Annotated in this window: 17 protein-coding genes; 2 read left to right on the top strand and 15 right to left on the bottom strand. The window is 37.2% G+C overall.

Annotated elements, in window-relative coordinates; all coding sequences use genetic code 11:
- Positions 1–3: 3 nt before the first annotated feature.
- Positions 4–3,660 (bottom strand): helicase-exonuclease AddAB subunit AddA, encoded by a 3,657-nt coding sequence (gene addA / locus QBE53_04125; protein WZL82297.1) that lies wholly within the window; start codon positions 3,658–3,660, stop codon positions 4–6.
- A 141-nt stretch (positions 3,661–3,801) separates the two neighbouring features.
- Here addA and pyk point away from each other — a divergent pair, with 141 nt between their 5' ends.
- Positions 3,802–5,220 (top strand): pyruvate kinase, encoded by a 1,419-nt coding sequence (gene pyk / locus QBE53_04120; GenBank protein ID WZL82296.1) that lies wholly within the window; start codon positions 3,802–3,804, stop codon positions 5,218–5,220.
- A gap of 111 nt (positions 5,221–5,331) precedes the next feature.
- On the opposite strand, the gene pgmB is transcribed toward pyk, so the two are convergent.
- Positions 5,332–5,973 (bottom strand): beta-phosphoglucomutase, encoded by a 642-nt coding sequence (pgmB, locus tag QBE53_04115; protein WZL82295.1) that lies wholly within the window; start codon positions 5,971–5,973, stop codon positions 5,332–5,334.
- Positions 5,974–6,131: 158 nt separating this feature from the next.
- Here pgmB and QBE53_04110 point away from each other — a divergent pair, with 158 nt between their 5' ends.
- Positions 6,132–7,091, top strand: coding sequence for an alpha/beta fold hydrolase (locus tag QBE53_04110; GenBank protein WZL82294.1), 960 nt, complete (start codon positions 6,132–6,134; stop codon positions 7,089–7,091).
- Positions 7,092–7,153: 62 nt separating this feature from the next.
- Here QBE53_04110 and QBE53_04105 read toward each other — a convergent pair whose 3' ends face one another.
- Genes QBE53_04105 through QBE53_04045 form a run of 13 tightly spaced genes read right to left on the bottom strand, consistent with a single transcriptional unit; the run spans position 7,154 to position 20,687 of the window.
- Positions 7,154–7,768 (bottom strand): V-type ATP synthase subunit D, encoded by a 615-nt coding sequence (locus QBE53_04105; GenBank protein ID WZL82293.1) that lies wholly within the window; start codon positions 7,766–7,768, stop codon positions 7,154–7,156.
- Positions 7,769–7,770: 2 nt separating this feature from the next.
- A complete protein-coding gene (locus QBE53_04100) occupies positions 7,771–9,168 on the bottom strand; it encodes a V-type ATP synthase subunit B (protein WZL82292.1) in 1,398 nt (465 codons plus the stop codon).
- Positions 9,165–10,955: a V-type ATP synthase subunit A gene (locus QBE53_04095; protein ID WZL82291.1), complete on the bottom strand. Its 1,791-nt coding sequence runs from the start codon at positions 10,953–10,955 to the stop codon at positions 9,165–9,167. Before QBE53_04095 ends, QBE53_04100 begins: the two co-directional genes overlap by 4 nt.
- Before the next feature lies 1 nt (position 10,956).
- Entirely contained in the window at positions 10,957–11,571 is a 615-nt protein-coding gene (locus tag QBE53_04090) for a V-type ATP synthase subunit E family protein (GenBank protein ID WZL82290.1), read from the bottom strand.
- Positions 11,572–11,589: 18 nt separating this feature from the next.
- Positions 11,590–11,898, bottom strand: coding sequence for a V-type ATP synthase subunit F (locus QBE53_04085; GenBank protein ID WZL82289.1), 309 nt, complete (start codon positions 11,896–11,898; stop codon positions 11,590–11,592).
- A gap of 31 nt (positions 11,899–11,929) precedes the next feature.
- Complete coding sequence (locus tag QBE53_04080; GenBank protein ID WZL82288.1) at positions 11,930–12,361, bottom strand: ATP synthase subunit C; 432 nt, start codon at positions 12,359–12,361, stop codon at positions 11,930–11,932.
- A 22-nt stretch (positions 12,362–12,383) separates the two neighbouring features.
- Complete coding sequence (locus tag QBE53_04075) at positions 12,384–14,294, bottom strand: V-type ATPase 116kDa subunit family protein (GenBank protein ID WZL82287.1); 1,911 nt, start codon at positions 14,292–14,294, stop codon at positions 12,384–12,386.
- A 17-nt stretch (positions 14,295–14,311) separates the two neighbouring features.
- The gene (locus tag QBE53_04070; GenBank protein WZL82286.1) at positions 14,312–15,352 is read right to left on the bottom strand and encodes a V-type ATPase subunit; all 1,041 of its coding nucleotides are present in this window, start codon (positions 15,350–15,352) and stop codon (positions 14,312–14,314) included.
- 10 nt (positions 15,353–15,362) lie between these two features.
- Entirely contained in the window at positions 15,363–15,671 is a 309-nt protein-coding gene (locus QBE53_04065; protein WZL82285.1) for a hypothetical protein, read from the bottom strand.
- Positions 15,655–18,999: a PD-(D/E)XK nuclease family protein gene (locus QBE53_04060; protein ID WZL82284.1), complete on the bottom strand. Its 3,345-nt coding sequence runs from the start codon at positions 18,997–18,999 to the stop codon at positions 15,655–15,657. The genes QBE53_04065 and QBE53_04060 overlap by 17 nt, the downstream gene beginning before the upstream one ends.
- 32 nt (positions 19,000–19,031) lie before the next feature.
- Positions 19,032–19,301 carry a hypothetical protein gene (locus tag QBE53_04055; protein WZL82283.1) on the bottom strand — a complete coding sequence of 90 codons (270 nt, stop codon included), beginning with the start codon at positions 19,299–19,301 and terminating at the stop codon, positions 19,032–19,034.
- 31 nt (positions 19,302–19,332) lie between these two features.
- Positions 19,333–19,749, bottom strand: coding sequence for a secondary thiamine-phosphate synthase enzyme YjbQ (locus QBE53_04050; GenBank protein ID WZL82282.1), 417 nt, complete (start codon positions 19,747–19,749; stop codon positions 19,333–19,335).
- Between the two features lie 11 nt (positions 19,750–19,760).
- Positions 19,761–20,687: a metallophosphoesterase family protein gene (locus tag QBE53_04045; protein WZL82281.1), complete on the bottom strand. Its 927-nt coding sequence runs from the start codon at positions 20,685–20,687 to the stop codon at positions 19,761–19,763.
- Positions 20,688–20,791 lie beyond the last annotated feature (104 nt).

The raw sequence follows: 20,791 nt of genomic DNA, 5'->3' as shown, positions 1-20,791 counted from the left end.
GTGCTAATTATTAATTTTTTTTGGGACATTCTCAAAAACGGTTGACATAATTATGTCAAGTGCTTCATTCAATGAAAAGCTATATATGATCGTTTGCTTTACATGTTTTCCTGTCATACGTTCCAAAGCTTTTTTATAGTACTCCAACTGGAGTTGATAACGCTCTATTAATATCGATGCATCTTGATTTTTCAAAAAATCTGTCTTGTAATCCACTAATACCAACGCATCTTCTTCAACAAAATACAAGTCAATAACCCCTTGAATCATCCGTCCATCACCCTCATCATCAATCTGCAATACAAAGGGTTGTTCTTGGCGAATCTGCTTTGAATCCGCCTTCAAAATACGCTGATACAAAGAAGAACTTGTAAAGCGTTGGAGCGCATGAATCGAGATACGTCCTCCCTCTTTTGACGTAATGATATTGTCTTTAACCATCTTTTGAACAAACGCTTCTAACGATTCTCGTGTCCACGAGATGGAAAAATCAAGCTTTGCCAATACCAGATGCATAAGCGTTCCATAGCGTGCCCCTTGTTGAGGCTGATTTTCAAGTGCCGCATCCATAAACGCCGGAATCGGTTCTTGGACTGATTTAATCAATTGTTCATATGCCCACTGCTGCTCTTCTATTTGATTTTCTTGATGTTTTCGTTTTATCTCTGAAACTGACATAGAGAGATATTTTTGGGTGGATGACGCATAAGCATAAGGCTTATATATCTCTTCTTCATATTCGCTAATGTCTTGTTCCCATTCTTCTTCTCGTTGATAGCTTTGCAGTAGCATGTCTTTTAATTCAGATTTTTGCTCTTCTTGACTCAGTTCATAAAAGGCTTCTTGCTCAACGATTTCATCGTAGTGTACTTTCCTTATGGAATACAATGCACTGCTTTGGCTATTGCATCGCATGAGAATCAGTTCCAAATAACTACGCGTACTTTGTACAAGTCCTGAGGGCACATATACGTCTGCATATTTAGAATATCTTTCCATCATTTTTTCAATATTTTTTTCATAGTCTGATGTCGTTGCAAGTAGATACAGCTTTTCCTTTGCTCGAGTTAATGCTACATATAAAATACGGATTTCTTCAGAGATTAGCTCATTTTTTGCTTTAATCCGAAGCGCCTCTGTAAAGACCGTCCTTTTTTTTGTACGAGCATCAATATCGATATAATCACTGGCCAACCCTAAGTCTTGATCCATTAAAACCGTTTCGCGCAAATCCATTTCATTAAATTGCTTTTGTAAATCCAAAATAAAAACAATAGGAAATTCAAGTCCTTTGCTTTTATGAATACTCATCATGGTCACACTGTTATCACTATCTAGAGTATAGGTAGGTTCCGGCGAATCCACTTTGTATTTTTTCATATGCTCAATATAGCGCACAAAATTAAATACACCTTTATAACTTGATGCCTCAAAGGCTTCACTTTGCTGTAATAAGTACTCCAGGTTTTGCATGCGTTGACTGCCATTATCCATAAAACGAACAATATTTTTATAGCCTGTCTCTAAGTAGATTTTCTGTATGAGTTCATGTAGTTCAAGATATTTCGCTTCTGCTTTTAACCGATTATATAAAGTTAGAAAATAGTGAACTTTTTTGGTTAACGCACTTTGTTCTTCCTCTATTGATTCTTGATGCACTTGTTCATATGCTATTAGCGCCTCATAAATACTTAATGTATGATCTATTTTTTTTAACTGAATAAGGTCATGTTCATCAAATCCCATAAAAGGCGCACGTAACACGGATACAAGGGCAATATCTTGTATGGGATTATCTAAAACCATTAATAAATTTAATACCACTTGAACTTCAATAGCCTCAAAATACCCTGTTGATACATCCGTTGCATAAGGTATCCCTTTGGCATCCAATACATCTTTAATATCCTCCATAGCTTTTGATGGACTGCGCATAAGAATACAGATATCTTGGTATTTTACTTCCCGTAGCTCTCCTGTTTTATCCACAATAGCCAAAGACTTTTCATTGACCATCGCATGAATCTTATTTGCAACAAGCTGCGCTTGAATTGTTGCCTTGGACTCACCTTCCTTTGGATCTTCAATAATAAGTATCTCCGGTCGATAGTCCTTTGCACTTGCTTGTTTATACTGGATAGCACCATAATTAAGCTGTGTTTTTTCATCATATTTAACATCACCAACGGCTTCACTCATGATGCCCTTAAAGATATGGTTTGAAAAGGATAGTACTTCTTGACGACTTCGAAAGTTTTTAGCCAAATCAATTTTTACTTCATTCGTCTGCTGCTCGTCGTCATAAGAAAAGCGTCGATATTTTTGACTAAAAATCTCCGGTCGTGCTAACCGAAACTTATAAATGCTCTGTTTTACATCACCCACCATAAACAAGTTTTTTTCTTCTTCTTGCTTAGATACTGCTTGAATAACCGCTTCTTGAACCTCGTTGATATCCTGATACTCATCAACAAGCACTTCATGGAACATATCTTTATAACGCTTTCCAATTTCAGAAACTTGGTTTTCGTCGTATAATAACGCCAATGCAAAATGTTCGATATCGCTAAAATCAATTAACGCTTTATCATATTTTTCTTCTGAAAAACGCATATCAAAAAGCTGTGTTAATCGTACAAGCTCTTGAATATCACCTGCGATAACGCCTACTTGCTCGATGCTTTCTTCTTCATCAAAACATAGAAGCTCTACAACGCTCAAGCTGTCTTTAATCTGATTAATGATGTCTTTTGCCTCTTCTGCAAGCGCCTTGTCATAACCTTTTGACTTTCGGCTTAACGGCGCAATCGACTGACTTTGGTATGCTGACTTAAGCGCCTGCACATCTTTGTTTTCAAGAGCGGATACATAGCAATTTAACAGATATTCTATATCTGTGACTGTATCTTTATACTTATCCGGTCCTGCATCAAGCGCCATAAGTTCATGTAGGTCAGGCAACATGCTCTTGGCAACAGCCAAGTTATCTGCCACATGCTTTTGAAGCACATTAAAAAACTCTGTAGAATAAAGCTCCTGTGCATCATGAATTTTAAGTGTTTCTACAGCTTCATTTAACCATGCTTCTGGATTTGGATGACTTTTTGAAAACCGATATATCGTCAAGATGATATCCCGTATTTTTACATCATCATTACCATAGGAAAAGGCTTCAACAATCCGGATAAAAGCCGGACTTTTTTCTTCATAAGCCGCTTCAAAGATTTCATCAAGGATTTCCTCTTGTATAAGAGCCAGTTCTGTCTCATTACCGATACGAAAGTTTGGGTCAAGTTCTAAAAGATAGTAGTAGTTTTTTAATATCTGTAAACAAAAGCTATGCAGAGTCATGATATTAGCCGATGCCATCATTGTCAGTTGTTTAACCAAATGCTGCATCATCTTTTCATCTGCCGTCTCTTCAATCGCTTTTTCAATAGCTAAGCTTATTCGCTCCCGCATCTCAGATGCAGCAGCATGGGTAAATGTCACAATAAGCAGCTGATCTACAGATATCGGTGTATTTGGATTGGTAATCTTTTGGATAATACGCTGTACAAGGACGGCTGTTTTTCCCGACCCCGCTGCCGCCGAAACTAAAAGGCTTCGACCGCCATCTTGTATAATTTTTTCTTGTTCTTGGGTATATTGAAATTTCATATAGTGAACCTATCTCCTCTTTTGTGCTATTATTCTTTCCCCTTCTCTTATTGTAGTATAAGTTTGTCGGAAATTCCATATACAGTTTTAGGTAATACTTTGGTATAATAGTATTGAATTCATAAATCAGAGGAGGTTAAAATGAATAAAACAAAAATTATATGTACAATCGGCCCCGCAAGCGATAATAAAGAAACCTTTACCCAACTCGTTAAGAGTGGCTTAAGTGTCGCTCGTCTCAACTTATCCCATGGTAATCAAGAGTATTATAAAAAAATAATCGCAATGATTAACGAAGTTAGAGAAGAACTCAACATTCCCATAGCTATTCTTATGGATACGCGTGGACCTGAAATTCGTACCAAAACATTCGTTGATGGTTCAGCTGAACTAATCACAGGTGAGCACACACGTATTTGTCATGGAGATTTTGAAGGTACTTCCGAAAAATTTTGCGTGACCTACCCAACACTTCATGAAGATGTATGTGCTGGAAGCGTTATCTTAATTGATGATGGTTTGATTGAACTTGAAGTATCTGAAATTGATGGTGAAGATGTTATCTGCAACATCAAAAATGGCGGTATCGTTAAAAATCGAAAAGGTGTCAATATTCCAAATATTCACCTCAATCTTCCATCCATGACGCCAGCCGATGAATCCGACTTAATCTTTGGAATTGAAAATGATGTAGACTTTATTGCAGCATCGTTTATACGAACGGCTTCAGACGTTCAAATGATTCGTGACCATCTTAATAAAAATGATGGTGAAAGCGTTAAGATTATTTCAAAAATTGAATCTCAAGAAGGTATTGATAATATCGATGCAATTATTGAAGCATCTGACGGCATCATGGTTGCCCGTGGTGATCTAGGTGTTGAAACCCCACCTGAAGCCATCCCACATATCCAAAAACTCATTGTAAAAAAATGTAACGAAGCTGATATTCCGGTTATCATTGCAACGCAAATGTTGGATTCGATGCAAGTTAATCCTCGACCAACCCGTGCCGAAGTATCCGATGTTGCCAATGCTATCTTAGATGGTACTGATGCCATCATGCTTTCTGGTGAATCCGCTGCCGGAAAATATCCAATCGAATCGGTTCGTTCAATGCGGCGTATTGCAGAAGCTGCAGAAGCATCTATGGATTATCAAAACTTGTTCACAAAGATTGTAAGCCGACGTGAAAAGTCCATCACCAACTCCGTAAGCCATGCATCATGTTCAACAGCAATGCAGTTAAAGGCAAAAGCGATTATATGCCCTACCTATTCAGGAAGTACTGCAAAACTGATTAGTATGTATCGGCCAAATGTTCCAATCATTGCAACAACTTCTAATCCTAAAGTACAACGTCAGCTGATGTTAAACTGGGGCGTTCTTCCATTGATTATGGAACAACAAACTTCATCAGATATTCTTTTTTATAAATCTGTAGAAAAGACTAAAAGCTTAGGACTCGTTAACTCAGGCGACCTTGTTGTAATTACTGCTGGAGTTCCACTCGGCATCACCGGAAAGACCAATCTTATGAAAGTCCAAGAAGTCGATTAAAAAGTAGCCCCACAGGGTACTTACTTCTAAATCAATAAAAAACAGATGTAGTGCGATAATATATCGCATTGCATCTGTTTTTTTATGTTCACCTACTATTTCACACTATTTTTAATTCAAGAGTTCGACTAGGCTAACTTCACTTAAATCTCGTGCACGCACATCTGCATCTGGACAGTCATAGGCTGACCCAACTGCAAGTGCTTTCATCCCTGCAGCTTTTGCCGCTTCAATCCCTGCATACGCATCTTCAACCACTAAGCATTCTGATGGTTTAATATTTAATCGTTGTGCTGCCAATAAGAACACTTCAGGATCAGGTTTGCTTTTTGTAATATCATTACCATCCGCCACAGCGTCAAATGTATCTTCCATACCAATGTATTTAAGAATGCGTGGCGTATTACGGCTTGAAGAACCAATGGCAATACGAATATCGCGTTCTTTAAGTTCCTCTAACGTCTTTGTCACCCCAGGTAAAATATCTGCATCGGATAATTCATGTAAAAGTTCAATATATGTATTGTTCTTTTCATCCAGAAATTCTTGCTTTTCTTCTTCTGAAAATGCATTTGTTGCATTTTCAAGAATAATATTTAAGCTTTCATAACGACTAACACCACGTAAACGTTCATTAATTTCACGGTTAAATGGAATGTGTAATCTCTTGGCTAATTGCATCCATGCTTGAAAATGAAATTCATCTGTCGACACAATTACTCCATCAAGATCAAATATTACTGCTCTAATCATAATGTCCTCCTAACATAAGCCCTCTCACATTTTATCTGACTCTATGTTTATTATAACCGATTGGAATCTAGACAACAAGACCTATCCTTTATTCATTGACCATCGCTTTACATTTGTGCTAAAATGAATTAAATTTTATAATTTTAGGAGGTTTTTATATGCCATTAATCGACATGCCACTTGATGAACTCAAAAATTATCATGGCGCCATGACCAAACCCGATGACTTCGATGCATTTTGGGATGACGCTTTAGCTTCTTTAGATCAGCTTGAACTTAATCTTTCCATTACAAAAGCAGACTTTCAAGTTCCTTTTGCCACCTGTTATGATGTATATTATAACGCTACTGACGGTGCAAGAATCTATGCTAAAATGATTAAACCCAATTCACTTACAGCTAAAGCACCTGCCGTCCTTCGCTTTCATGGATACGCTGGTGATTCTGGTGATTGGACCGGACTGCTTAACTATGCTGCTGCCGGCATGATTGTTCTTGCCATGGATTGCCGAGGTCAAGGCGGAAAATCCACCGATGTTAGTCAAGTCAAGGGTGGAACGCTATACGGCTTTATTATGAAAGGAGTTGATTCTGGTCGAGATGCTTTGTATTTTAAACACGTCTTCCTAGACACCGTACTTCTTGCTCGAATTGCTCTGGATATGCCCGATGTTGATTCAAACCGTGTATATGCTTGCGGTGCCAGTCAAGGCGGTGCGTTAACACTTGCTTGTGCGTCTTTAGAGCCTCGTATACGTAAGCTTGTTCCTGTATATCCTTTCCTTTGTGATTATCGACGTGTATGGGATCTGGACCTTGCAAAAGATGCCTACATCGGGTTACGGGAATACTTCCGTCACTTTGATCCCAGACATGAACGTGAAGATGAATTCTTTTCAACATTGAGCTATATTGACTTGCAATTTTTAACCTCAAGGATTCAAGGCGACGTACTTATGTCCACAGGATTGATGGACACCATCTGTCCTCCTTCAACGCAGTTTGCTGCTTACAACAACATCATGAGCTCCAAAAAAATGGACATTTACCCTGATTTTGCTCATGAACATCTGCCTGGACACAACGATCGTGAACTAGCCTTCTTGTTGGAAAATTAAAAGGCTTTTATAGGTATAAAAAAGCATGCCCACATACAATGTACGTATGTGGCATGCTTTTTTTATTGTTTCATCGACTTTATCATCTTCAGTCGCGTAAATTCTTCACGTTCTTTTTCTTCCAACGCATTAGTGATATCCTTAGTCAAGGTTTCATATCTTGGAATCATAACATTTTGAAGCGCATTCGCCCTTTTTTGTGTTCGTTTAATATTAATAGCCAAACGATAGATTGCATTTTCAACTTCTGCTAATAAAAGTGTCAATTGTTTGACTTTTAAAAATTTTTCATAGGCTTCATCCAAGGAAATTGTTGTACGCGCAAAGCCATAGGCGGGTTCGATGTCTTTTTTTATTTCCCCTATGATTGGAATCTCTACACCCATGATGGAACGTACATTAATGACGATTTGATCTTCTAATTCAACCGCCTTACTTATTTGTTCCACTGTGTTAATACCGATAGTTATATTGGCTGTTTGAAGTGCTTTATAGGCCGCTGAAAATGTTTCACCAATCTGTGCTTGAATTTCTTTGGCCTGATCGATTAACGTCATCATTTCACGCACTAAAATATTCCGTTTTTTATCCAAAAGCTCGTAACCTTGTCTTGAAAGGTTTAGTCGGCTTTTTGAAAGCATCAAATTTCCTTTGGTGGGAAAAAGAGTTGCATCCATGATTATTCACGTCCTTTTTTTCGTGGTTTATAGTAACGATCCAATAGGTCATCATCTAAACGGTCAAGCTCGTTTCTTGGTAAAATACCTAGAAGCTCCCATCCAAGGTCAAGGGTGACATCCATAAATCGATTTTCATCCGTCTCTTGGCTTACAAAACGCGCTTCAAAGGCATTTCCAAACTCCATATAGAGTTGGTCAATTTCTGACAGCTCGTCCTCACCAATAACCGATGCCAACGCTTTAACTTCTTGAACATGGGCATACGATGCAAATAGTTGATTAGCAATCTGAGGATGATCTTTACGAGTAAATCCTTCTCCAATTCCATCTTTCATCAAACGTGAAAGGGAAGGCAGTACAATGATTGGTGGATAGATTCCTTTTTGATGCAGTGCACGATCAAGAACGACTTGTCCTTCCGTAATATATCCCGTCAAGTCTGGAATCGGATGTGTAATATCATCATTTGGCATGGTTAATATCGGAATCTGCGTTATAGAGCCTTCCCGATCATTAAGCATTCCAGCGCGTTCATATAATGAGGCTAAATCTGAATACATATATCCTGGAAATCCTTTTCGACTAGGGATTTCTCCTTTTGATGAAGATATCTCGCGCAAGGCTTCGCAATAGGCAGTCATATCTGTCATGATAACAAGCACATGCATATTGCGTTCAAAAGCTAGATATTCAGCTGCTGTTAGTGCACACCTTGGCGTAACAATACGTTCGATAACCGGGTCATTTGCAAGATTTAAGAACATGCATACATTTTCCAGTACTCCACTTTCTTCAAAGCTTCGCTTAAAATAATCGGCAACATCATTTTTGACACCCATTGCAGCAAACACAATGGCAAAATTTTCCCCTTCCGCCGAGTCAATCGCTAACTGGGCCTGACTTGCAATTTGAACCGCTAAGATATCATGCGGAAGACCATTACCAGAAAATACAGGAAGCTTTTGTCCGCGTATAAGTGTCGTTAACCCATCAATAGCTGAGACACCCGTTTGAATATAGTTTCTTGGATATTTTCGTGCTATCGGATTAATCGGTGCTCCATTAATATCCCAACGTACTTCCGGCGATATGGCACCCAAACCGTCAATCGGCTGACCTTTTCCATCCATGGTGCGCCCTAGGATTTCATCGGATAACGGAAGTAAAAGCGGTGTTCCTCGAAGACTTGTACGGGTATTGGTTCGAGATATTCCCGAAGTTCCCTCAAACACCTGAACAACAGCCATATCTTCGTGAACTTCGATGACACGTCCTACTTTGGTTCGTCCGTCATCAAGCTTAATATCCACCATTTCTTCATAGGATGCATCCTTAACGCCTTCAAGAATGATTAAGGAACCATTGACTTCTTTAACACCTAAATATTCGATTCTCATTCTTTAATCACCCTTTCAAAGCCTTTGTAACTTTCATTGACTTTTATAAACGCTTCGTCAATTTTCGTCTTCAAGTCATCAAACGGCGTAAAATCTTCGTTATCAATTGTATATTTCATCTTTACAAGTTCATCAAAAATACCTGTCTTGCGGATTTGAGATACCGGAATCCCACGAGCTACAATCGGCCTTGACGCCTCATATAAAAACATGATGATTTCCATCATCTTAAACTGTTTTTCTACGGGAACGTAGGTATCTACATCATGAAAAGCATTTTGTTGTAAAAAACCTAATCGAATCAGTTTTGTTACTTCTAGAATAAGCTTTTGTTCTTCCGGTAAGATATCGGCTCCGATCAGCTTGACAATTTCCATTAGCTTGCTTTCTTCTTGGAGCAAGCCTAACATTTTTTTGCGTACATTCATAAACTCCGGTGTAACCTTATCATCAAACCATGGCTTTAATTCATTCACATATTCGCTATAGCTATTTAGCCAATGAATCGCCGGATAATGCCTTGAATAAGCCAAGTTGCGATCAAGTGCCCAAAAACAGCGTATAAAGCGTTTTGTATTTTGGGTAACCGGTTCACTAAAGTCTCCACCTTGGGGAGAGACCGCACCAATAATACTCACAGAACCTTCCATGCGATTTAGTGTTTCAACATATCCTGCACGTTCATAAAACTGTGAAAGTCTTGAAGGTAAATATGCTGGGAATCCTTCTTCTGCCGGCATCTCTTCTAGTCGACCGGATATCTCCCGAAGCGCCTCAGCCCACCTTGATGTTGAATCTGCCATAATCGCAACATGATATCCCATGTCACGATAATATTCAGCAATCGTGATACCTGTATAAATAGATGCCTCTCTAGCTGCTACAGGCATGTTTGATGTGTTGGCTATCAAAACCGTTCGCTCCATTAATGGTTTTCCCGATTTGGGGTCAATAAGCTTTGGAAAGTCTTCCAATACTTCTGTAATCTCATTGCCACGCTCCCCACATCCTATATAAACAATAATATCCGCATCTGACCATTTTGCCAATTGATGCTGAGTCATCGTTTTCCCTGTACCAAATCCTCCGGGAATCGCTGCCGTTCCTCCCTTAGGAATTGGAAAAAGCGTATCAATAATTCGTTGCCCAGTAATTAATGGTTGATCCAATCGTTTACGGCTGGTAAAGGGTCTTGGATCTCTTACCGGCCAATATTGTACAAGCGTCAGTTCGATAATCTCATCATATGCATCCTTAATTTTTACAATACAATCTAACACTTTATAGTCGCCTTCAGCGGCTACTTCAACAACCTCTCCCTTTAAGTTCGGAGAGAGCATAATCTTATGGTTAACGAGCTCCGTCTCTTGAACTGTAGCATAAGTCATACCTGCTTCTAGATAGTCACCGACTTGAACTGTTGGTTTAACCGACCAGACTTTATCTGTATCTAAGTTTGGCGTATCTATTCCGCGTCCAATAAAAGATCCCGTCTTTTCAAACAATTTTTCAAGTGGTCGTTCAATTCCATCAAATACGCCCCCTATTATTCCAGGTCCTAGCATCAATGATAAAGGCGCACCTGTAGAATATATGGGTTCTCCGGCTTTTAGACCTGTGGTTGATTCATACACCTGAATAATCGTACTTTCTTTTTCTATACCGATAACTTCGCCGATAAGTTTTAAATCTCCGACATATACCATTTCCATCATGCCGAGTTCTTTGGTTTTACTCACCGTTACAACCGGACCGTTTATTCCGGAAATAATTCCTTTTTGTTCCACTTTAGTCACCTACTTTATCATCAATTTGTATTCCACAGTACTGTAAAAAGTTTTCCCGTTCTTCTTCTAGGTGTTTTGCATAGCTGTCGTCAATAAACACATTTTTAGATGTGTTAAGCAGCTTAGATCCACCAATCATTTCAATGTGTTTTTGTTCAATGTGTATTTGGTGCTTTGGATACTTTTCTTTTAGAAAATGATAAAGGTCTTTGTCTTTATAATTAATATAAATGATATAGTCTCCTTCACCCATATACTCCATCTGTTTATCAATCGCTTGGGTAAGCTCATCTTTATATTGTTCCGTTTTTGTATGCTCTTCTAAACGTTTAGTGGCTTTTTCAAACACTTGGTCGATGATATTTTTTCGTCCGTTTAAAAGTGCAACTTTATTTTTCATCAATGTTTTAGAGACCACTTCATTCTTTTCTCTGTCAATATCTTTTAAGCCGTTTTGAATGATTTCATATGCACTCTCAAGATATTCCAATTCTTTTGCTTCATAATCTGCCTTGAGTCGCTTATCTTGCTCCATCTCTATTTGACTTTTTTGCTCAGCGACGCCCGACATGATTTCACTTGTAAAATGCTCTAGCTTGATCATTTCATTACTCATTTTATTCACCTCATTACGTTAAATTCTTAAGCCGATTGCTTCACGAACATACTTAGTAATCGAATCCAGCCCTCGATCACTTCCATGTCGGTCCGGTATTAAAACGATAAGTGGTGTCTGATAGTTCATTTTGATATAATCAAGACGTTCGCCTACTAAATCGCCTAATTTTTCTGTTATCAACAACACGCCAACTTCTCGGTCTTTAAGTATTTTATCTAATTGTTGTTCAACCTCTTGTGTCTCATGAACAACAACACCGTCAATACCTGCTAGACGCATCCCTGTCAGCGTATCTACATTATCACTGATTAAATACATTTTCATGTGAAATCACCTCAAATTTTTGTATTTAATATTATCCTAAAATCATAATGGAAATAATCAATCCATAGATAGCTATCCCTTCAGATAACCCTACGAAAATAATGGTTTTACCTAGAAGCTGTGTATCTTCACTAATAGCTCCAATAGCTGCCGCTCCTGATGCCGCAACTGCAATCCCAGCACCAATGGATGCCATGCCTGTTGAAAGCGCCGCACCAATAAATTTAAGTCCTTCTCCATTGGATATACCTGCTGCTGCATTAACTGCAGTATCTTGAGCCATCGCAACGTCACCACTGAGCATATAAACTGTTGCACCAATCATAAGTAAGAAAAATGTTCCAATATTAATACCTAAAACCTTTGTTGCTTTCTTGTTGTTCATTCCTCGTTTGATTGCCCAAACACCTATACCAACTGTTGTCGCTACCAAAATTACTGTTATTACCAAAATAAATTCCATGTTTTATCCTCCTAATATGTCATTATCCCTTTATTTTAAATGGTTTAAATTCGGTACCATTACCTTCAAAGAATTTTGAAAACAGTTCATAATATTCTAATCGAATGCCCTGAATGGCAACAATTAGACCCTCTAAAACAATAATAAGAATATTCCCAAAAATCATAACACCTATGCTTCCCGTTCCACCAACAATGTCGGCTAGCGCATGAAATGCCATAAAAAACCCAACATGGTTTAATGCAAAAGCTCCAACACGCATAAACGACAAAGTGTTACTAAGTATTGACAGAAGTGTTTCTATAAGTTCAAATACCGTTTCAATTATAAATCCACCTTTATCCTTCGGAAAAATTTGTTTTTTTCTATTCATCAAATTGGCGAGTGGATGTTCAAAAAACATAACTACTAATGGTGCCACCAAAAAAATGACAATCAAAGTCAGTGAATACGGCATCTGCATCACAATGGAAAATACAAGATAAATCATCGTCAGATAAAAGATGAGCCCAATAATTCCATTGCGATCTAATAACATTTTTGGATAGTTCTCTTGCTTATATGCATTGATAATATTTAAAATCATAGCAATAATAAGTAATCCAATACCAAAGACCACTGTAACTCCTAACACCGGAATCTTGTAGTCCATCGGATTAATCATCGGGATAAACGGTAGCGCTTTACGAAGAATTTCTTCATTACCAAAAAACGAACCATAAAAGACACCGGCAATAGATGATACAATTCCAATATATACTGCAATTTTTCCCAGCATATTCTGGGTTTTTTTAAAGAACAATCCTCCTGCCAATGCAATAACCAATCCTTGTCCTACATCGCCAAACATAATTCCAAAAAAAATCATATATGTAATAGCTAAAAAAGTAGTCGGGTCAAGTTCATTGTATCCTGGCGTTCCATACATTTGAACTAAGGTCTCAAAAGGTTTGAAAAAGCGATGATTCCTCAGTCGCGTCGGCGGGACGGTTTTCTTTACGGCATCATCATCTTCAATAATACATGAAACATTGCCGACATCATCTACCATCTTTTGAAATTCTTCGACTTGTGACAGTGGAATCCACCCGGTCAAGTAAAATGCTTCTTTGGAGCGCAGTGCATATTGACGAACATTATAGACTTCATTTAACTGAATCGTAAAGTTATATAATTCTTGTAATCGTTCAAAGTTACGTTCAACAAAGTCTTGTGAGTCTTTATCCAGCATTTGTATCCTATTTTCAAGTTCTTCGATCTCTTCATTCAAACGTTGTAGTGCTTCTTTGGGTCGCCCTTTAACATCTTCTGAAATCCATATACGTTCAAAAAATAACGAAGCAAATAGCGAATCAATATTTCCCACCTGAGCGTGAGGTGTAAAGTACATAACATAGACACTTTCATTTTCTTCAGAAATTTTATAGGTGATTGTATCTAAATTCTCAACGTACTTGATTAATTTTTCAAACCCATCTTTGGGCATTTTCCCAAATCGAAAACGCATATAGTCAAAATGGAAAAGCTTATCGACTTGAACGTCTAGATTTTGAAGCGGAATAATTTGCTTACGCAATTCTTTTTTGTGTTCTAAATCAACCTTTAATGATCGTCTAATACGTTGAATGGTTTCCAGCTGCCGCTCATACCCATCGATTTCAGGTTCCAAGAGTGCAATAGGCATCAATTCAGCCGCTTTGTTTGGATCGTAATGAATGTCTCTATCAAGGACACTAATCAAATCTGCCACTTTTTCGTTGAGGCGTTCATATGGGTTCTCATCTGAGAAAGGTTGCATACCTTTTACAGAGTCTAAAATATACATGGCGTTTTCTAACTGAATATCAAAAGGCACAATTGCCTTAATGACAAAATCATCCATTTCAGCAATTCGACCTGCAATATTCACAAACCGCATTTTCTCTACAGCCATATCTGTATGTCTCCCTTCTATTTCACTCCAGCTAAATAGCCTTTGATGTTATCTCGTCCAATATTATACCGAATTCCTTCAACAATGTTGGTAATATTAAGGACTTCTGTCTCTTTTAAGTACATATATCCAATAATTGGTGCAATGGAAAATGGTTTTTGGCGCATACTGCGCTGTTGTAACTCGTAGATAAAACTCATCGATTGCAATTCAACGCGCTCATGGGTAAAATCAATAATCTGCCCATAATAGGTTTTTTCCACTCGGCTTATGAATCCATCAATTGAATTGGCATCAATCATTTCAGACAGCGTTTTTTTGTTCAGTTTATACGTGTGTGGTATCAAATATCTAAAAATCATTTCACGATTCATGTGATAATATTTTTTTGCACGATAAATCCAAAAGATATTCTTAAAGTCCGCTTCCACACCAAGCAACTGTTCTAATAAAAGTTGATCGGTTCTTGACTCTGCTTTTTTTACTTGTTTTGCAGTTTTTTGAAAATAGTATAAGTCAAGTATCATCTCAGCAATAAACGTGTCCATTTCCCCTTTGGGTGTAATAAGTGGATGCAGCAATCCATAAAAATTCGTTCCCTCTAAGCTATCCACAAGTTCACTAACATTTTTGGCTGCTAGGGATTTATCAAAATCAATACGGCTGTATCTACTAACAAACAAGCCTGCTCTATCTAGTGTCTCAAGTGATTTGCCCGAAGCTAATGTTCTTAGCATTTTTTTCAAGTCTTCAATCTCTAATTTACGATAAATATAGCGATAAATTTTCTTTTCTGTCCCACTAAGATGTTTAGCTATTTTTAACGCATCACTCACCACAGCTCGATATAACATAACTTCAAGTTTTCCACGATGAATATCGCTTTCGTTTAAATCTTTAAGCGCCTCTTTATAATACGTATTATTTTTTAGGTACAAGGCAACTTCTTTGACATTTGGCTTATTCATCATTTGTTCATAATCATCTTTAGTCAGCATTTTTCCTGTCATTGCTCGAATCTTCGTCGACAAATCTCCATATTTAAATAACCCAATCATAACAACACTCCTAGTCTAATACACGACGAACGAGTTCATCCACCCATTGATCCATCTTTTCATTTGCATATGATTGCATTCGATCAAGCCGATCCTCACATTCTTTTTCCATCGCCTGTCTCTTCCCATTAACCTCTGCAAATTCACGCTCACGTATCTGCTCAACTTTACGATGGGCATTGCTAATAATCGTCTCTTCCAAATTTTGAACCTTAGCTTCATGCTCTTTTTCTTTTCGTTCTTTTTCCTTTAATGTCTCATTAATAACCGATTGGGCTTTTTCTTCAATCTCAATGATTTTTTTAATGACTTCTTCCATTGTGGTCTCCTTTCATTGTTTCAAAAACATTTTCTTTGGTCTCCGGTCTAATTTGACGAAAATGTTCTGAATGATTTGTCGGATCAAATCGACATATACTTTTATATTGGCAATAATCGCATCCTGTTTCTTCCTTATAACGGTAAGGTTCAATTGATAACTGTCCATTATAAATATTTGATGCAATCTCTTTGGCTTTATTTTGAACGAATTTTTTTAATGTCGCTAAATGCTCCTCTTCAATCGTACTGGACTTTTTGGATATTGAACCGCTTTTATTGATAAATGCCGGAATAACTAATGAAGATTGCTCCATGGTTTCATCAAAGTAACGAAGAATTTGCTCATCATGGAGAAGTATACCTCGCAGTTTTAAACTTTTTAAGCGTTCCTTTTCAATATCTTTTGTATCAATGTCTGAAATATTTAGCATAGGGTCTTGGATTTTGTAATAATACATCCCACAAGGAATGACTTTTTTCTTGACTTTATGGGCTTTTATTTCCTCAATTACATTCATATAAATAATCAGCTGAAGCTGAATTCCCTCTTTGACAAGATTATAATCTAAATCCTTTGAACCGGACTTATAGTCAACAATGCTAAAATATAACGCATCATCCGTTTCATATTCATCCACTCTATCAACAACACCTGATAAATACGCCTTATGTTGATCGGAAACTTTTAATGTAAGGCTATCTAGTGGATATTCCCGTCCATTAAAACTATACTCCGCTTCTTTTGGCTTGAACTTGCTTCGTTTAAGCTGTTCTTCAATTCCCCAGATTGCTCTTTTTAATATCCGTGTCAACTTAACGATAAGATAACGATTACGATGGGAACTTGTAAATATTGTAAGATGGTCGATATCTAATGCTTCTTGGATCGATTCTTCTATTAATTGATTTCGCAGTGACACACTAACCTCATGAATATCAATTTGGCGCATGAAGCACTTCTTCATGTACAATTCTAGGCATCTATGAAATAGTATGCCGATGTCGGGCATACGAATAACATATTCTCCACGTTCTTTAACCCCTAATCGATAGGTTAAAAAGTGTTTATAGCTACAGCCTGCATAAGTTTCAAATTGAGAAACACTGGATTGTGTATCATGTCCCATCACTTCTAACTGGACCGGTTTGTTTGTATAATCAATCCCTTCAATAAACTGATGCGGATTAATCCCAATCGTATGTTGTCTATTATACGCCTTATTAAAGAAAATGTACAATTTCTGGATTTCTTCTTCATAATCTCTAAATTCATGGCTGCCCGATAAACGTACCAAGCGATTAAACAGTGCATAGCATCGTGTCGGCTTATCATAATTTTTAATAATATCTTCTGCCAATTGGGTTTCAATTGTTGGAAACATTTTACGCAGCAAAAAGACAAGTGTTGCCGGGCGTTCTGACTTCTCTTCCAACACGCGTGCATAAGATACGTGCAAGAGCTTACGTCCACGTGTAAGTCCCATATAGATATTCATCTGCTCTTTGAATAAACTTTTTTGTTGGTTGGGTGCCAGCTCTAAACCTAAATCAAACAGCGTACTTCGCTCATGATCGGTAAGAAGTCTATTCGATGCACGAACGAGTGGCACCTTGCCTTCATTAACCCCTAGAACAAATACATAATCAACTTCTCTAAAGCGGGTTCGACTTAAGTCCCCCACAATAATTTGATCTACACTTGGAGGCGTTTGTCCCATTTTTATTTGTGTCAGTCCCGTTTCAATTAGACTAACATAATCTTTAATTGTAATTTTTTCTTCGCCAATCAATTCAACCATTTCGTCAAAAAGTTCTATCACCAGTTGATATACACGGACATAGCTGTTGGCACGTTGTAATTGGTGTTGTTCTTCAAATTGCTTGCTCATCTCCAGGTTTTTATCATAAATCCCTAATTGGAGCAAATACGTATATAATGCCTGCGTACGTTCATGGATTGTTCTTGATGACTTAAATTGATTTGCAAACTCCATAAACGGCTGAATCAACTCGACTTTTGTTTCTTCATATTCATCCCAAGGTTTTTCCCATTGACTTTTCCTTTTGATTCCATGGGCCAAAACATAATTCTCTATTTTATGAATATCTTCTTCTGCATGGGCATAGTATAAGGATTTTAAATGATAAAATATATATTCGTATTTAAAATTATAATGTATGGATAACATAGCCGATAATATAAATTGAACCAACGGATGAGAATCAATTGTATCCTTTTGGTCCAAAAATACAGGTATTTCATAATTTTCGCATATATTTTTCATCGTTGTCTTATACAAGCTTAAATCTGAGGTTAATATCATGATATCCCGATAACGTACCCCTTGTTCTACAATTAATTGATGTATACGGCATACAACAGCTTCCACCTCTACTTCAATTGTTGCCGCTTCCATCAAGCGAATCGCTGTATTATCTAGCGTATAGGGTTTTACCGGATATTGGTAGAGATGGTTAATCAGATGCTTAAGCGAGGCTTTTGACGTTCGATAAATTGTCTCTTGCCATATAGCTTCTTGTTCAAGGATACCTATACGCTCCCCAATTTCTCGAAGGCGACTGACCATCTTTTTTGATTCATAGTATATTTCTGCTTCATTTTTTAGATCTTGTACTAAAGCATCCGTCGGCAACGTAACGACGAAGATAATCTCTTGACAATAGTTCATCAGCTGTTCAATAAACGCATACTGTAAGGGGGTAAACCCATAAAATCCATCAATATATATCCTCGTCTTTTTAAGCGTCGTTATCTTAGGTACTTGTTCAATCAATTTTAAACTCGCATGTTCAGACGTTAAGTAGCGCTTATCCATTAATGCATTAAACTCATGCAAAAGCACTTTTAAATCTTTCAACTTATCTTGCAATAGTCCAGGTGACAGCTTTTGAATATATGCATCTAATGTGTCTACATCTACATTATATTGATGGCACTCTTTTAGCAGCTTATTCAGCTCTTCCATATATCCTTGCTTTTTACGATGCTTTTGTATCCACGTCAATTCTTGGGTAGTATTTTCAAGAATTTTACGTATCAACATGCTCTTGCCCGTGTCATGAATCATTGCCGTATCCGCTAATCCTAGTTCGTCAAAGTACCGATAAACTAAACGATTAAAACTTAATACTTCAATGTCTAAGATCCCTTTAGCCTTGGATAGCTTAATCACATCTTCTTGTGCTTGCAACGTATATTGTTCAGGAACAATATATATCACAGGTCCTTGGTCTTGATGCATCTTTTTAATCACATATTCTGTTTTTCCAGTCCCTGTGGCTCCTAATACAAATTGAAAACTCATGCCTCTCCTTTATACACCTCTATAATATATGTTTATAGCTTCCAGTCTTGCCAATATGCATCGATTTCTTCATTTTCAATGGCTACAAGATAACGATCAACAATTTTAAACAGTTCTGCTTCATCATCCAAGTTAACTTGAACCTTCTGTCCTTGTTTAATTAATTTTTTGTTTTTTTGTTTTTTGACATATTCCTCAAACTTCTCAACCCAATCATCAATATGCTCCTTTGTTATCTCCTCATATCCTGCCATTTCCGCTTTTATTTCTTCTATAAAATCCACTTTATCTAATGTAAACATTCAATTTACCTCTTTCTGCCTTTTACTTTGGCTATTCTCCAATAATCTTTACTAATACCCGTTTTTCTCTTTTTCCATCAAATTCTCCATAAAAAATCTGTTCCCATGGCCCAAAATCAAGCTTACCATCTGTAATAGCTACAACCACTTCCCGTCCCATAATGGTTCGTTTAAGGTGTGCATCGGCATTGTCTTCAAATCCGTTGTGATTATAACGGTCATAGGGTTTTTCAGGTGCCAATGTCTCTAGCCACTTTTCAAAGTCTTTATGCAGACCAATCTCATCATCATTGATAAAGACACTGCTGGTAATATGCATGGCATTACACAAGAGTAATCCTTCCTTGATTCCACTGTCAATTAATGCCACTTGTACATCTGACGTAATGTTAATCAAATCCCTGCGGTGACTTGTTTTAAAAACTAACTCCTCTCGATATGTTTTCATAGTCTCCCTCCTTATTCTTCTTGTCGCTTTAACTTGTAGTAACTGCTGATATCATAAGGTCCTCGTATGATTTTTTTTGATATTTTAAGGTTGCCTTCTTCATCTGGTCGCACTCTCCAGTCAATCAACATAATCTTACCTTGGGCAATCTCGATACCGTTAATTCCTCGCGGATGAATACAACAGCCGCAGTTAAAATACGGCGCTTCATTTTTTTTAGCGAGCTTAGGTCGGTGGGTATGTCCACAAATAATAGCTACCTTTTTTCGGTTAATCCACTTAGTAAAATTCAGTTCAATCTTATGACGTTTTACACGATTTTTTGAAGGACTTGAGGGATTATGAAATCCAAGTATATGCAAAAATCTCCAAAAATATCGTAAAGAAAGCATGGATATCGGCCATAATTTATCATTGAATAAATCTCCCTGATGCCCATGTACTAATAACATTTCTTGACCTGTTTTTTTATACTTAAGTATTATACTTTCAGGTACAGATATTCGATCAAATAAATCTTTGCTTTGATCCAAATACTCATCCTCAAAATGATATAGATATTTTCTAACCCATGCATTGCTTTTTAAGTATATATTGTGGTTTCCATATACCATTTTTAAGCGATTCGATCGAAAAAACTTTCTTAGCAACATAAATACATCACTGTGTGCACTCATGATAACTCTAAAATCAGCATGCTCCCATAGCTCGTCCCCATCACCTAATTCATAGTATTCATACCCTTCTTCATAGTATTTTTCTAAGGCATGATAATATATGTTTTGGTTGTGAGCAAATTCATCGGACATACTGTTGTCTCCACGATGAATGTCACTAAAAAAAATAATACGATCACTATCATCAAATTCAATGGTTTGTGCTTTTTTATAGCATTCATTCAGCCTTTGAATAGTTTTTACTTTCATCATTTCAATCATATCCTTTCATTTATATTATATCATGTTTTGTTAGAAAAAAAAGCTACAGCACTAACAATTTGTTAGCGCTGCAGCTTTTATACATATATATTATGTGTATAATA

It is taken from the genome of Vallitaleaceae bacterium 9-2 (assembly GCA_038396585.1).
Classification (GTDB): Bacteria; Bacillota; Clostridia; order Lachnospirales; family Vallitaleaceae; genus UBA1351.
Note: the sequence above shows the minus strand (reverse complement) of the source record. Positions and strands in the feature narration are given on the sequence as shown.

Coding starts and splice junctions, on each gene's coding strand:
- QBE53_04055 (WZL82283.1), bottom strand. CDS start 19,301: ATGTTTACATTAGATAAAGTGGATTTTATAGAAGAAATAAAAGCGGAA.
- QBE53_04045 (WZL82281.1), bottom strand. CDS start 20,687: ATGATTGAAATGATGAAAGTAAAAACTATTCAAAGGCTGAATGAATGC.
- QBE53_04060 (WZL82284.1), bottom strand. CDS start 18,999: ATGAGTTTTCAATTTGTATTAGGAGCCACAGGGACTGGAAAAACAGAA.
- QBE53_04105 (WZL82293.1), bottom strand. CDS start 7,768: ATGGATGCAACTCTTTTTCCCACCAAAGGAAATTTGATGCTTTCAAAA.
- QBE53_04090 (WZL82290.1), bottom strand. CDS start 11,571: ATGAGTAATGAAATGATCAAGCTAGAGCATTTTACAAGTGAAATCATG.
- QBE53_04065 (WZL82285.1), bottom strand. CDS start 15,671: ATGGAAGAAGTCATTAAAAAAATCATTGAGATTGAAGAAAAAGCCCAA.
- QBE53_04100 (WZL82292.1), bottom strand. CDS start 9,168: ATGAGAATCGAATATTTAGGTGTTAAAGAAGTCAATGGTTCCTTAATC.
- pyk (WZL82296.1), top strand. CDS start 3,802: ATGAATAAAACAAAAATTATATGTACAATCGGCCCCGCAAGCGATAAT.
- pgmB (WZL82295.1), bottom strand. CDS start 5,973: ATGATTAGAGCAGTAATATTTGATCTTGATGGAGTAATTGTGTCGACA.
- QBE53_04110 (WZL82294.1), top strand. CDS start 6,132: ATGCCATTAATCGACATGCCACTTGATGAACTCAAAAATTATCATGGC.
- QBE53_04080 (WZL82288.1), bottom strand. CDS start 12,361: ATGGAATTTATTTTGGTAATAACAGTAATTTTGGTAGCGACAACAGTT.
- QBE53_04085 (WZL82289.1), bottom strand. CDS start 11,898: ATGAAAATGTATTTAATCAGTGATAATGTAGATACGCTGACAGGGATG.
- QBE53_04075 (WZL82287.1), bottom strand. CDS start 14,294: ATGGCTGTAGAGAAAATGCGGTTTGTGAATATTGCAGGTCGAATTGCT.
- addA (WZL82297.1), bottom strand. CDS start 3,660: ATGAAATTTCAATATACCCAAGAACAAGAAAAAATTATACAAGATGGC.
- QBE53_04050 (WZL82282.1), bottom strand. CDS start 19,749: ATGAAAACATATCGAGAGGAGTTAGTTTTTAAAACAAGTCACCGCAGG.
- QBE53_04070 (WZL82286.1), bottom strand. CDS start 15,352: ATGATTGGGTTATTTAAATATGGAGATTTGTCGACGAAGATTCGAGCA.